The organism is Nonomuraea sp. 10N515B, assembly GCF_052245915.1.
GTDB lineage: Bacteria > Actinomycetota > Actinomycetes > Streptosporangiales > Streptosporangiaceae > Nonomuraea.
The window spans coordinates 201,283-215,152 of the sequence record NZ_JBQQBQ010000003.1; the positions used below are offsets into that span (position 1 = coordinate 201,283).

General features: G+C 72.5%; 9 protein-coding genes and 1 pseudogene. 5 read left to right on the forward strand and 5 right to left on the reverse strand.

What is annotated here, in order from left to right; all coding sequences use genetic code 11:
• Positions 1–17: 17 nt before the first annotated feature.
• Positions 18–3,293 carry a protein kinase domain-containing protein gene (locus tag ACTWQA_RS05475; protein WP_443158191.1) on the forward strand — a complete coding sequence of 1,092 codons (3,276 nt, stop codon included), beginning with the start codon at positions 18–20 and terminating at the stop codon, positions 3,291–3,293.
• 10 nt (positions 3,294–3,303) lie between these two features.
• On the opposite strand, the gene ACTWQA_RS05480 is transcribed toward ACTWQA_RS05475, so the two are convergent.
• Positions 3,304–4,935, reverse strand: a complete 1,632-nt coding sequence (locus ACTWQA_RS05480; protein ID WP_443158192.1) for a protein kinase domain-containing protein — start codon at positions 4,933–4,935, stop codon at positions 3,304–3,306.
• A 92-nt stretch (positions 4,936–5,027) separates the two neighbouring features.
• Entirely contained in the window at positions 5,028–8,003 is a 2,976-nt protein-coding gene (locus tag ACTWQA_RS05485; protein WP_443158193.1) for an ATP-binding protein, read from the reverse strand.
• Positions 8,004–8,125: 122 nt separating this feature from the next.
• On the opposite strand from ACTWQA_RS05485, the gene ACTWQA_RS05490 reads away from it, so the two are divergent.
• The 3 genes and pseudogenes from ACTWQA_RS05490 to ACTWQA_RS05500 form a co-directional block, all read left to right on the forward strand.
• Complete coding sequence (locus ACTWQA_RS05490) at positions 8,126–9,226, forward strand: winged helix DNA-binding domain-containing protein (RefSeq protein WP_443158194.1); 1,101 nt, start codon at positions 8,126–8,128, stop codon at positions 9,224–9,226.
• Positions 9,227–9,319: 93 nt separating this feature from the next.
• On the forward strand, positions 9,320–11,251 hold the full coding sequence (locus ACTWQA_RS05495) for a helicase-related protein (protein ID WP_443158195.1): 1,932 nt from the start codon (positions 9,320–9,322) through the stop codon (positions 11,249–11,251).
• Positions 11,252–11,272: 21 nt separating this feature from the next.
• Positions 11,273–11,482 (forward strand): annotated as a pseudogene (locus ACTWQA_RS05500) (histidine kinase); the annotation flags it as partial.
• Between the two features lie 4 nt (positions 11,483–11,486).
• On the opposite strand, the gene ACTWQA_RS05505 reads toward ACTWQA_RS05500, so the two are convergent.
• The 3 genes from ACTWQA_RS05505 to ACTWQA_RS05515 form a co-directional block, all read right to left on the reverse strand.
• Complete coding sequence (locus ACTWQA_RS05505; RefSeq protein WP_443158196.1) at positions 11,487–11,618, reverse strand: hypothetical protein; 132 nt, start codon at positions 11,616–11,618, stop codon at positions 11,487–11,489.
• Between the two features lie 14 nt (positions 11,619–11,632).
• On the reverse strand, positions 11,633–12,151 hold the full coding sequence (locus ACTWQA_RS05510) for a phospholipase (protein ID WP_443158197.1): 519 nt from the start codon (positions 12,149–12,151) through the stop codon (positions 11,633–11,635).
• Positions 12,152–12,397: 246 nt separating this feature from the next.
• On the reverse strand, positions 12,398–13,255 hold the full coding sequence (locus tag ACTWQA_RS05515) for a DUF4429 domain-containing protein (protein WP_443158198.1): 858 nt from the start codon (positions 13,253–13,255) through the stop codon (positions 12,398–12,400).
• A 29-nt stretch (positions 13,256–13,284) separates the two neighbouring features.
• Between ACTWQA_RS05515 and ACTWQA_RS05520 the strand changes: the two genes are divergently transcribed.
• Positions 13,285–13,866, forward strand: a complete 582-nt coding sequence (locus ACTWQA_RS05520; RefSeq protein ID WP_443158199.1) for an HD domain-containing protein — start codon at positions 13,285–13,287, stop codon at positions 13,864–13,866.
• Positions 13,867–13,870 lie beyond the last annotated feature (4 nt).

Below are 13,870 nucleotides of genomic sequence, written 5' to 3' on the forward strand. Positions count from 1 at the left end.
GCATCTAAGCATCAGTGATGATGGTGCCCGGCGATCCTGAGAGGCTTGGCGGCTACTGGCTGGCGGCCCGGCTCGGCGCGGGCGGGCGCGGCGTGGTCTACGACGCCTACGACGACGAGGGCCGCAGATACGCGGTCACGGTGCCGCGCGGCGAGACCGGCGAGCCTCGGTTCGAGCGGGTGAGCTGCCCCCATCTGGCCGACGTGGTCGCCGTCGGGGTCGACGAGGGCGTGCCCTATGTGGTGAGCGAATACGTCGACGGTCCGGACCTGCGGCGGGCGGTCGAGCTGCACGGCCCGTACAAAGAGGACGACCTGGTCGCGCTGGCCGCCGCGCTGGCCGCTGCCGTGGGCGCACTGCACCAGGCGGGGCTGACGCATCGCGGGCTCAATCCCGAGAGCGTGCTGCTGGCGGACGACGGCCCCAAGGTGATCGAGCTGGGCCTGCCGGGCGCGGGGGCCATGGATGGAAGGGACGGCACGTTCACGTACCTCGCTCCCGAGGTGCTGACCGGCACGGAGGCGGGGGCGGCGGCCGACGTGTTCGCCTGGGGAGCGGTGGTGTTGTTCGCGGCGACCGGCCACGACCCGTTCCGCGGGGAGAGCCTGGGCGGGGTCATGCACCGGCTTCTGACGGTGGACCCCGATCTGAGCACGCTGCCCGACCCGCTGCGCGAGCTGGTCGGGCGCGCGCTGGCCAAGGACCCGGCCGGCCGTCCCGTCGCGGCGGAGCTGCGGATCGAGAGCACCGCCGAGCTGCGTCCCCCCGAGGGTCACGCGGGGCCGCGCTCGCTCGGCGAGGTGGCGGAGGAGGCCTACCTGGCCCTCACCCCCGGACAGCAGGAGGAAGTGCCCGGCCTGCTGCTGCGCCTGCTGGACGGCGACAGCCCGCACGACGAGGGCGACGTGCTCGGGCCGCTCCTGGACGCCGGGCTCCTGGTGCGGCGCAGCGTGCGTGTCCCGCCGACCGAGACCCCCGTCGGCAAGCTGGTGGCCGTCGGCGACGGCCGGGTGGCGCCCGCCAGCGCCGCGTTGTACCGGGCGTGGCCGAGGTTGCGCGGCTGGGTGGCGGACGAGCGCGAGAGCATGCTGGTGCACCGGCGCATCAGGGAGGCGGCCGGTCACTGGTCGCAGCGCCGCCGCGGGAGAAGTCACCTCTTCCGCGGCGAAGAGCTGGACTCGGCGCTCGGCTGGGCCGCGACCAAGCGCCGCCATCTGCGGCTCAACCAGCTCGAACGCGACTTCATCAACGACAGCGTGACCCTGTCCAAGCAGCGCAGGAGGCTGCTGATCCCCGTGCTGACGACGCTGGTCGCGGTGCTGGCGGTCGCGGTGTCGATGTCGGTGATCTCCGTGCAGGGCCAGAACGAGCTGCGCGGACGGCTCATCGAGGCCAACGCGCGGGCCGTGGCGGCGCGGGCCGAGGCGCTGCGGACCTCGGATCCGCGCACCGCGATGCGGCTGAGCGTGGCCGCCTGGCGGATGTCGCCGGTGTTCGAGGCACGGGCGGCGTTGCAGGCCTCGCTCGTGCAGCCGGAGGTCGGTGTGTTCACCGATCCGGCGCCGGACTCGCGGGCCCGATACCTGCTGCGCGGTGACGAGCTGGTCAAGTGGGACGTGGACGGGGTCACGATCTGGGACGTGGGGACCGGGCAGCGCGTGGCCTCGTACGGGCTGCCGCCGGGCAACGCGGCGCTGAGCGACGACGGGCGGTTCGCGGAGGGGGTGGACGGCCGGCCGTTCGACGTGGCGACCGGGCGCCCGCCGGCCGCGGGCGTCTACGCCATCAGCAGGGGCAATCGGACCAGGGTCTACCGGGGCGGCCGGGTGTTGTTCGAGGTCGCCGACCGGAAGGTGGCGCTGTCGGCGGACGGGACCAGGGCGGCCGTCTCCCGCGTGAGCGGGCGGGTGGAGTTGTGGGAGCTCGCGGGCCGGACCAGGACGGCGACCGTCGAGGTGCGCCCGCTGCGCGGTGCGGACGCCGCGGCGCCGTCCATGGCGTTCAGCCCGGACGGGAGCGTGCTGGCCGTGGCGGGACGGGACGGGGTCACGCTGGTGGACTCGGCGGCCGACGCCCTCGGCAGGGATGCGCGGACCGGCGGCACGCCCACGGCGCGCCAGGAGGATGCCGCGGTAACCGGGCCTGCGGCGGCGCCCCACGGCACCTCGGCGGACGTCCCCGTCTTCAGCCCGGACGGCCACCTGCTCGCCCTGCCCGGCGCCGGCGAGGTCCGCGTGTGGAACGTGGCCGAGCGCCGGCTCGCCGGCTCCTACCCGCTGAAGGACCCCCAGCCCGGCGTTGCCTTCTCCACCGACGGGCAGACGCTGCGCTACCTGAGCGGCACCGGCTCGGTCGTCTCGCTCGCCGTGTCCGGGCTGCCCGCGCCCGCCGACGACCACGCGGCCGCCGCGTTCTCCGGCAACGGCAGGTACGCGGCCAAGGAGGTCGGCAACGCGATCGAGCTCACCGACACCGTGGAACACAGGAAGCTCGGCAGGATCACCGCCGCCGGCGACCTCGCCTTCGACGCGAGCGGCCGCCTGCTGGCCGTGGCCGGCGACCCGGTGACCGTGTGGAACGTGGCCGGCAGCAACCTGGTGACGTCCATCGACGCGGGCGGCGACGTGCTGGCCGTGGCGCTCTCCCCCAAGGGCGACCTGCTGGCCACCGCACGCGGCCGGACCCTGGAGACGTGGGACGTGAGTGCGGGGCGACGGGTCAGGGTGTACGAGGGCGCGGGCGACCTGGCGCTGGCCTTCAGCCCGGACGGCTCGACGCTTGCCGCCGGCGCCAACCTGCTGGATCTGCCTACGGGCAGGGTCACCCCGCTCGACCTGCGTACCGCCGCCACGGCCGACGCGCCGGTGCCCACCGCGCTGGCCTACTCCCCCGACGGGCGCACGCTGGCGTTCGGGCTGGACGGCGGCCGGGTGCTGCTCTGGGACGTCCGCGGGCGCATCCGGCTGGGCACGATCGAGACGGGCACGTCGGCGGTGGACGAGCTGCGTTTCTCCCCGGAGGGCGACCTGCTGGCCGTCGACGCCGCCCGTACGTCGTTGTGGGACGTGCACACGTTGCGCGAGGTCGGCCAGGTCGCGTCGTGGGCCGCCGGGCTGGCCTTCAGCCAGGACGGCAAGCGGCTGCGCGGCGTGGCGCTGGACGGCAGCGTACGCGAGAGCCCGGTCGATCCCGCGCTGACGGCACAGGAGGTGTGCGCCCGGGCCGGCGGGCCGCTGAGCAGGGCGGAGTGGTCGCGCCTGATCCCGGAGAGCGGCTACCAGGACGTGTGCTGACGGTCTCCGGTCACTCGTGCGGGTACGTTCGGAGGACCTTCCCCTCAGGGTTGGCGACCAGGTAACCCCCGCGGCTGTAGTCGTCGGACACGTAGACGCGCAGAATCGGGGCCTCGGACGTGGTGTCAGGGTCCACGATCACGTAGCGCGAGGTGGGCTTGGGAACGCCCAGGCTCTTGTTCGCCTTGTTGACGAGCGTTGCAAGAACGTTCCAGTTGTACGTGTCCAGGTCCACCAGAGGGTCGTCGACTGTGCCGCCGTTGCCGACGCGGGTGACGGCGCCGTTGCGGTAGCTGTACCTGTCGTAGAGCTCCTTGTCCGTCGCGAGCGGCGCCTCGATGAAGGCATAGGTCGGGTAGACCGTCATGCTGACGACCTTGCTGCCGCCGATGGTGTTCTTGACTTTGGCGATCATGGCCTTCATGCCCGCGGTGGTCAGCAGGTTCTCCGGCTCGTCGCTCTCGGTCTTGGTCTCGGCCGGGGTCTCGGGGTCGCTGCTGGCGGCCGGGGTGACGTTGAGTGCCGTCGGGTCGCCGCCGGCGACCGTGGTCGTGGTGGCCGGGAGGAACCGCCACACCAGCACGCCGGCCACGGCGAGCGCTGCGATGGAGAGCGCGATCCCCACGTTGACGGCGGCGCGGCGGGGGCGCTGCGAGCGCACGGTTTTCGCCTGCGAGATCGGCGCCGGACCCCACGGAGGCGCCTGCGATGCCACACCCCACGGGGGCGGCTGGGGCGCCACACCCCACGGGGGCGACTGCGGCGCCGCATGACCCCCGTAGCCGGATGGGGGCACCGGTGGGAACGTGCCAGGGCCGGGCTCAGTGGCCGAGACCAGCATGCGGTCCAGGGTCGCGGCGTCGGGGCGGGCGGCGGGTTCGCGCCGGAGCAGTGCCGACAGCACGGGTCCGAGGGGCCCGGCGCGCTCCGGGGGCGGCACGTCCTGGTTGAGCACGGCGGCCAGCGTCGCCAGCGTGGTGCTCCGGCGCAGCGGATGGCGTCCCTCCACGGCCACGTACAGCAACATGCCGAGCGACCACAGATCGGAGGCGGGGTCGCCTTCGTGGCCGTTGATGCGCTCGGGCGCCATGTACTCGGGCGAGCCGATGAACGACCCGGTGGCCGTCAGGCTCGTGGACTCGCGTACCGCCGCGATGCCGAAGTCGGTGAGCACCGACCGGCCGTCCTCGCGCAGCAGCACGTTGGCGGGCTTGACGTCGCGGTGCTGGATGCCGACGGCGTGCGCGGCACGCAGGGCCGATAAGACCTCGCGGCCGAGCCTGGCCGCCTCGGCCGGCGTCAGGGGGCCGCGCTGCAGGCGGTCCTGGAGCGAGCCGCCGGTGACCAGCTCCATGACGATCCACGGGTAACCCTGGTCGCCGGGGTCGACGATGTGGTGGATGGTGGCCACGTGCGGGTGGTTGAGGCGGGCGAGGGCGCGGGCCTCGCGCAACACCCTGGCCCGCAGCTCGCGGGCGCGGGTCGGGTCCTGCTCGTCCATGGAGGCGTCCGGCGGGCGTACCTCCTTGAGCGCCACCTCGCGGTGCAGGGCCACGTCCCAGGCGCGCCACACCAGGCCCATGCCACCGCCGCCGAGCCGCTCCATCAACTCGAAGCGGCCGTCGATCACCCGTTTGTGCATGGAGAGCAGCGTAGGGCCGAGCCACCACCCACGTCATGCGCCCAGGTATGTACGTCTTGGGTTTGTGCGAGCGCCTATCGGGCCGCGGCGGCTCACTCCCTTAGATCGCTCAACCTCCCGATGAGCGCCGTCCTCGACGTGATGCCGAGCTTGGTATAGATGTGGCTCAGGTGGTATTCGACCGTCTTGACGCTCAGCACCAGCTTGCGCGCCGCCTGCCGGTTGGTCAGCCCCTTGCTGATCAGCACCGCCACAGTGTGCTCCTGCGGTGTCAGCCCCAGCCTGGCGGTGTCCTGAGGGCGCAGCACCGCCCGCCCGCTCGCCGCCAGCTCCACGTCACACTGCTCCAGGTACGGCAGCGCCCCCAGCCTGGACAACGTGAGCTGAGCCGCTTCCAGCTGCTCGGCGGCGGCCGCCCGGCGCCCTCGGCGGCGCAGGAACGTGCCGTACGCGAGCTGGATCCTGGCCTCCTCGAACGGCATGTCGATCTTGGCGGAGTGCTCGAGCGCGCCCTGGAAGACGGCCTCCGCCTCGGCCGGCTCGTGCCTGGCTGCCAGCAGCCCGGCCCTGGCGCGGGCGGCCGCGGCCAGGACGCTGCGGCGCTCCCTGACCAGGGCCGACAGCTCGCACGGCACCAGGACGGCCTCGGCCTCCTCCAGCCGCCCGGCGTTGACCAGGGCGTCGGCGAGGAGCGTGCGCCAGAGGACCACTACGGGCTCGTCCGGCAGGTCGGTCCTGGTCAGCGGCATGAGCGCGGTCACAGTCGCCTCGTGGTCGCCCCTGGCGGTGGCCGTCAGCGCGTCGGCGCCGGCCGTGCTGACCAGGGCCAAGAGGTTGTCCGGGCAGCACGCGGCGCGGGCGGCGCGGACGTGGCCGAGCGCCCGCTCCCACTCGCCGCGGGCGGCAGGCACCAGGGCGGCCACCGCATGAGCGTAGCTCGCCAGCCACACCTGGCCGAAGTCGTCGGCGGCGGACGCGCCGATCTCGGCGTGCGCGGCCGCCTCGTCCCAGCGGCCGAGCCGGTACTCGGCCTGGGCCAACGCGGTCGCCACCAGCAGCTGGAACGGCGCCGACCCGTCGGCGCCGACGGTGAGCACGCCCAGCAGGTCGTCGTGCGCGCCGGCCAGGTCGTCGGCCCACATCCGCAACATGCCCCTGCCGAGCAGCGCGTCGGAGCTCGCCGGCTCGCCGCCCGCCGCTTGCCCGGCCCCGGCCACGTCCCCGCTCAACGTCAGCCCTTCCTCTATGCGCCCCGCCAGCCCGAGCCCCGCGAGCCGCGCGAACCACACCAACTGCCCGCCACCCACCAGTGGCACATCGGCCGAAGTCCGCACATCGGCCGAAGTCCGCGCGCCAGGCGACGGCCGCGACTCATCACCATCCGGGAACCGTGCAGGGGGCGCGTGGGACAGGCCGGCGGATCGTGGTGGCCGGGCCGGCGGTGGTGGGGCGGCGGGCGAGGCGTGGAGGGCCCATAAGACGGCGGCCGGGCCGTCGCCGCGGATCAGGGACGCCATGGCCAGGCGGCCGGCGATGCCGGAGGCCAGCCGAGGGTCGTGGGTAGCGTGGGACCAGGCGTTGTCCAGTTGCCGTCCCGCCTCCTCCAGCCGCCCGGCCACCAGCGCCACCGATCCCAGCGCGTAGTCCCGCGCCGCGGGATCGGCTGCGGGCGTCACCTGGGCGGCCAACGCGCCCGCGTCCCCGGGCCGCCCGGCGGCGAGCAGCGCCTCGACGGCCTCCGCGATGAGCCGGTCCCGGGCCGCCCCCTCCCCGGTGAGCTGCACCGCCCGTGTCAGGCACCCGCACGCGCTGGACCACCGCCCGGCCGCCGCCTGCCGCCGGCCGATCCTCGCGACCTCCCGCACCAGCTCGTCGTCCACCTGGTCGGCGGCCGCGAGCCTGTGGTGCAGCCGGTGCACGACGTCGTCGGCGAGATCGGCGGCCAGCAGGTGCAGCCGGCGCCGCGTGGCCGGGCCGAGGTCGTGGTAGATGGCGGCTCTGACCAGGGGATTCGGGAAGCCGAGCGAGACCCCGGCCCCGGTGCGCCACTCGACGAGCAGCTCCGCGCCCGTGGCCTGCTCCAGTGCGGGCAGCGGCTCGGCCAGCTCCGCCATGCGGGCGGCGAGGTGCAGCGGTGCGGACGTGCCTAGCACGGCGGCCGCGGTCAGCAACCGCTGCGCCGCGTTCCCGCACTGCCCGAGCCGATCGAGCACCAGGGCGGTGTAGGCGCGCGGAGCGGGCAGCGGGGCGTCCACGTCGGCCAGGGTCTCGGGGCGTACCTGCTGGAGCAGCGCGCGGGCGTGCAGGGGGACGCCCTTGGTGTGCTCGTGCAGCCGCTCGGCCGCCTGGGGCGTCAACCGTACCGGGCCGAGCCTCGCGCTGAGCGCCTGCAGCTCGCGCGCACTCAGCCCGCTGAGCGGCAGCCGGAGCGCGGCGCTGCTGCGCAGCAGCCGCCGCAGCCCGTCGGGCAGGCGGGGATCGTCGCTCTCCCTGACGATCAGGAGGGCGAGCACCCGGTCGGTACGCAGCCGCCGCAGCGTGAACGTCAACGCCTGCAGCGACGGCAGGTCCGCCCACCCGGCGCCGTCGATCGCGAGGACGACCGGGGAGGTGCGCTGCAGCCGGCCGAGCAGCTCCAGCAGCGCGGCCCCGACCACCAGCGGGTCGGGCGGCGCGAGCGCCCCGGGATCGGGCGCCTCGGGCGACGGCCGCCCGCCGGGACCCGGCACTGATGACAGGGGGTGGGCACCGGGACCCGACAGGCGGCCCAGCACCTCGGGCAGCGGCCGGGTCTGTGCCCCGAGCTGGCCCAGCACGCCGTACGGCAGCTCGGCCTCCCCTTCTTCCCCGCTCACGTCCAGCACGATCGCGTTCTCGATCGCCGACAGGAACTCCCCGGCCAGCGCGGTCTTACCGATGCCCGCCGGCCCCTCCACCACCACCAGACTCGACCGCCCCTCGCAGACCCGGCCGAGCTGGGCATGGAGCACCGCCAGTTCCCGACAGCGGCCGACGAACTGCTCGTCGCCGGAACGCTCGGGTCCGGTGCGAAGGGCGCGTACTGCCATGGACTCACCCCCCTGGAGACCAATACATCGTGGGCCTTGGTCCGGCGACCGTCCAGTGTCCTGGTAACCCGAGTCGGCTATTGCGGCCTGGGATCGGCCGCAATAGCCCCTACCGTTGACCCATGGATCCCCTCATCACCCGCAGGGCGCTCAACCGGGCCACCCTCGACCGTCAGCTCCTGCTGCGCCGCACCACCAGAGGCGTCGTGGACGTCGTCGAGCATCTCGGCGGGTTGCAGGCGCAGACACCGCACACCTGGTACACGGGCCTGTGGAACCGCATCGCCGGCTTCAAACCGGCCGACGCCGCCGACCTGCTGCTGTCGCGCGACCTCGTACGCATTGCGCTGCAGCGCTCCACCATCCACCTCGTCAGCGCCCGCGACTGCCTGGCCATGCGCCCGCTGCTGCAGGTGGTCACCGAGCGCGGGACCCGGACGACGTTCGGCAAACGCCTGGCGGGGGTGGACCTCGACGAGCTGGCGGCCACCGGGCGGGCGCTGCTGGAGGCACGGCCCATGACGTTCGCCGAGCTCGGGCGGGCGCTGGCGGAGCGGTGGCCGGCGAACGACCCGCACGCGCTGGGCCAGGGAGTGCGGTGGCTGGTGCCGCTGGTGCAGGTGCCGCCGCGCGGCGTGTGGGGCAGGAGCGGGCCGGTCGCGCACACGAGCGCGGAGTCCTGGCTGGGCTTCGAGGCGCCGCCGATGACGCCGGCCGAGCTGGTGCGGCGTTACCTCGCGGCGTTCGGGCCCGCGTCGGTGATGGACGTGCAGACATGGTCCGGGCTGACCCGGCTGAGCGAGGTGGTGGAGTCCATGGACCTGGTGCGGTTCAGGGACGAGGCGGGCCGCACCCTGTACGACCTGCCGGACGCCCCGCGGCCCGGCGAGGACGTGCCGGCCCCGGTGCGCCTGATGTACGACTTCGACAACCTGTTCCTGTCCTACGCCGACCGGTCCAGGGTCATCACGGAGGCGGGGATGGCGGCGCTGCAGGGCTTCATGGGCACCAACGTGATGCCCCGGACGATCCTGGTGGACGGCTGCACGGCCGGGGACTGGACGGTCGCCCGCGCCAAGGGCGTCTCGACGCTCACCATCCACCAGTGGGCGCCGATCTCCGTGCTGGACGAGGTCGAGCAGGAGGGGCTGCGGCTGCTGGAGTTCCTCGCACCGGGCGACAAGCACGAGGTCGCGGTCCGCGACAGCCCCTCCAAGTCCTGACGCCTGGGCACGGCGGGCCAGCGCATGGCTGACGATCCGGGATCAGCCACAGCAGGCCCAAGAATTGTCAGTGGGTAGTCGTAAGGTCACTGTGTGTCATACAGCCCCCTTGATCGGCCACTTGGCCGGGAGAAGACCCGCACACTGCTTGGACTGACCGTCTGGGAGATCGAACTCGCCGTCGACGTCGGCCTGTTGACCAAAACCGGCAGCCAGTTCGCCCCCGAGCCGATCATCCAGGCGCTGGCTGATCCGGCCTCCTTCCGGGAGAGGCTCGCGGCTGAGCGCCGCCTCAACGCCACCGAGGCGGCTGAGTCGCTCGGCATCACGCCGGGCAGATTCACCAGACTGGCCTCCGCACACGGGCTGGCGTCGGTCGGGGAGAAAGAGATCCACAAGTACGGCAGGGAGCTCACAGTCCGCTACTGGCGGACCTCGGACGTCGAGTCGCTACGTGAGGCTGCGGCCAAGGCCAGTGAGCGGCTCGCGGCCCAGCGGCACCGACGGGCCGATCGGGAGCGGGAGGCCGCAGCCCGGGCCAGGGTCCGCATCGCCGTCCGGCAGGAGCCGCCCGAACAGGTGGTGCTGCACCTCGGCCCGACCAACTCCGGCAAGACGTACGCGGCCATCGAGCGACTGGCCGAGCACGGCTCGGGTGTTTACGTCGCTCCTCTTCGAATGCTGGCAACAGAGGTCTATGAGCGGCTCCGGGCGAAACTCGGCCGGGTCGGCCTGATCACCGGTGAAGAGGTGATCGATCCCGACGCGCCCGTGCTGTGCTGCACAGCTGAGGCCGCCCCTGTCGAAGCCGACTTCGCCGTTATCGACGAGGCCCACTGGCTGGCCGACCCAGACCGGGGCCCGGCCTGGACCAAATTGCTGTACTCGGGCGCTTACCGGATTATTCATGTCGTCGCCGCGCCGGAGGTAGAGCCGCTGTTGCGACACCTGCTCGGCGAGGTAGCGGTCGTACGGCACACGCGGTCCGCTCCGCTGCTGTCCGGCGGGCCGTGGACCGCGGGGACACTTCCGGCCGGCTCGGCCGTGGTCGCCTTCGGCCGCAAGGCCGTGCTGGCCCTGCATGGTGAGCTCACCGAGGCGGGCCGGAGTGCCACGGTTCTTTACGGCGCGCTGCCTCCGCACGCGCGCCGCGCCCAGATCGCCCGGTTGGCCGGTGGATCGGTCGAAGTGATCGTCACCACGGACGTGGTCGGACACGGAGTGAATCTGCCGCTGAACGCGGTGGCATTCGCCGAGACGTCGAAATTCGACGGGCACCGCCGCAGATCGCTGCTGCTCTGGGAAGCGGCCCAGATCGCTGGACGGGCGGGCCGCCGCGGCCTGACCGACCAAGGCTGGGCGGGCCTCTACCGCAGCGAGCTTCCCGGCCTGGCCGCCGACTCCGCGCTGATCGGCCGCGCGGTCAAGGCGGCCAACGGCACCATCGGAACCGGCCTGGCCGTACCGCATGCTCTTCTGGCGCCCTCCTGGGCCGAACTCGGCGACCCCACCCCCGCAGAGCTTCCGCACGCGCTGGCGGGCTGGGTTGCGCTCGCTCGCACCCCACCGCTACGCCCGGTGCCGGTCGACAGGCTGATCGAGCGCTGGAAGATCATCCGTTCAATCGTGACCCGCTGGGGCGGCAGAGGGCGCGAGGTCTGGCGGCTCATGCGCCTGCCAGTCGAGACCGATTCACCGGTCTTCGTGCCGATCGTCCGCGCAGTCCTATGCGGCGTCCCCCTCGAGGCTCTGGGCCGTGGCTGCGGGGACCTCCAAGCCGCTGAGCGACAGGCCCGCATCGCCCGCGATCTGCGCACTGCCGTCCGAGTCCTCGGTCCGCTCGGCGGCATCACCGCGGCCGACGCCGCAGCGGCCGAACGCGAAGCCGCCGAGCGCATCAACGTGCTGCTGTCGGGAAAACGGCCTCTGTCGAACTTCGGGCGCTGCTGGTCATGCGGCAATCTCTGCGCGCCATGGTTCGACCACTGCGATCCCTGCTTTGGGGACTACTCCTACTCTTCGTAAGCCGACCGGCACGACGTCCTTGGCCACCGGCTGTCGGTCATGACGTTGAAGAGCCAGCTCGCCGCCCGCCTCATCGCCGCGGTCCCCGACCGGACACGCCGCGAGATCGAGCAGGTGGAGGCGTTGTCCAGGCAGGCGCTCGACGACGTGCGGGATACGATGGCCGGTTATCGCGCGCTGTCGCCGCCGGAAGAGCGGCCCCTGGCGGGGCTACCTGCTCAGGGCGGGTGAAGGCTCAGCCGTAGTAGTCCTCGACCAGACGCTGGTTGCCGGCCCCTGCCGGTCCGTGCAGCGCGAGCACCGCCGGCAAGGTCTGCGCGCGATCGCCGATCACGCGCGAGCCTTGCCAGCGGAAGCCGTCGAGCAAGGTCAGCACTGTAGTCAGGCGTTCTGAGCGGCCTGCAACTCGGTCTGCCGCTTGACCTCCTGGATCTGCGCGTCGGTGACGGTGAGACTGCCGAACTGCTTGACCGCCTGGTAGTACGTCCAGGCGATCCCGTCACAGGTTGACTTGGACAGTCCCGAGTAGCGGGCGCACACTTGCTTCATATCGAAGTAGAACGCGTCGTCAATTCGTGCCTTGTTCGCCGGGAATTGGTTGACCACCTTGTAATTGCGGTATCCGAAATCGTGCCGCCGGCACGGCATGCGGAAATCGTAGCCGAGCGGTCGGTCGGGGCTGCTCGAGCACAGGTCGGTCGACCAGTCGAAGGCGTAGTCGGCCCAAGCCGCCTGGTTCTGCCAGGCGGACCGCCAGGCGGCGGCGCTGGTGGAGGTGGGCTGGGAGAACTGGGAGAGGGCGGCGAGCTTCTGCTCCAGGGTCACCGCGTGGGCGGGTAAAGCGAACCCGAGTACGGTGCCCAGGGAGACGGTGAGCATGGCGAGGGAACGTCTGACCATTCTGACCATGAGTAACCTGCTTCGCTGCTGGGGAGCCGGTGCGTGTCATGGCAAGGTTCGCCTGACGTCCTCACAATGAAGCGAAAATCGCGGAAACGCAGAAGCAGATTGTGCTCAATTTTTCGGCGGGCTTCGCCGAGGGTCGCTCTTTACAAAGAGTCAATGGCATGGATAGTGCATGGCTCAGCGGTAGTAGCCCTCGACGGGCACGACGCGGCCCAGGCCCGAACGGCCGATCACCGTCGATCAGGATTGTTGCAGGCGGCGGATCACGGCCTGCTTGGCGAGGGCGAACTCCTCGTCCGTCAGCACGCCCGAGCGGTGCAGCTCGCCCAGCTCGGCCAGGCGGCGCAGGACCGCGTCGTGCACGTCGTCGGCACCCGGCGGAAGCGGCGGAAGCTCGGGTACGTCGCGCGGGATGCGGGCGAGCACGGCCGCGGCCACCAGGGCGGTCGCGCCGCCGAAGCGCTGGATCCCCCACGACACGCACCGCAGGTCCTTCTGCGGCTGCTGGGCCGGCCCCTCGCCCTTGATCCGGAAGCGCAGCGTGCCGTAGCCCATGCCGGACTGGGGCTTCCATTCCACGCCGGACACATCCGACAGTGGGTACTCCTGCGGCCCCGCCTTCTCCTTCTCCGTGCCGGCGAACCCGGTCCACTCCAGCCGCACGCGCTCGCCGTCGAAGATGGCCGTGCCGTCGCCGGCGGTGGCGGAGATGGGCACGTCGGGCCCGGGCAGCAGGTAGTCCTCGCAGGGGGCGGCCGGGGTCTGGTAGACGACCAGCGTGTCGCGGACCTCGTCGGCGAAGTATTCGGCCGCACCCGTGCGGGTCTTCGGGATCGACAGCCGGTACGGGTCCGCCGGCGCCGTCAGCGCGCCCGCAGCCACGTCCGACAGCGGATCGGCGCCTTTACGCAACCGCAAACGCAGGTGCCCGCCCTTGCGTGCCGGCTCGAACGCCACCCCCGCGATAGCGTCGCGCGGGACCACCACCTCGCCCAGCGTCTTGCGCAGATCGTGGACGTCCTTGTCGCTGCCCGGCACGACGCGCAGAATGTCGCCGTTGAACGTCCAGGAGCCGTCGGGGACGGCGATCTCGGCCATATTCTCACCCTAAGACAGGAAGGAGCGGGATGAAGATCTTCACGAGCTGGCCGTCCTGGAAGCACGCGGAGGTCCCGCTCGCGCGGGCGCTCCCGGCGACCACGGTGGACGCGTTGCGGGAGGCGGTCGCGTTCGCCGGGCGGTGGCACGGGGTGCAGCAGCGGCCGACCGGGCGGCCGTACGTGGAGCATTTGCTGGAGGCGCTGGAGGTGGCCGTGGCCGGCGCCGGGATCGACGACCGGGACGTGCTGGTGGCGATCGTGCTGCACGACGTGCTGGAGGACACGCCATGCACCGAGCGGGAGATCGCGCGGCGATTCGGGGATCGGGTGGCGGAGCTCGTGCGCTGGGTGACCAAGCCGCGCGGCGCGGCCAAGGGCGACTACCTGGGCTCGCTCGTCAAGGCGCCTCCGCAGGCCGTGCTCGTGAAGCTGGCCGACCGGGCGAGCAACGTGCAGGAGCTGCAGCGCATGTCGTGGCGGTTCCAGCGGCGCTACTACCTGCAGACCGTCGCGTACATCATGCCGCTGGCCGGGGCCCACCCGTGGTTCGCGCAATGGTACGGGGAATGGCGGCGGCACTGGCGCCGGGTGGAGCGCTGGCCCGCCTGAAGAC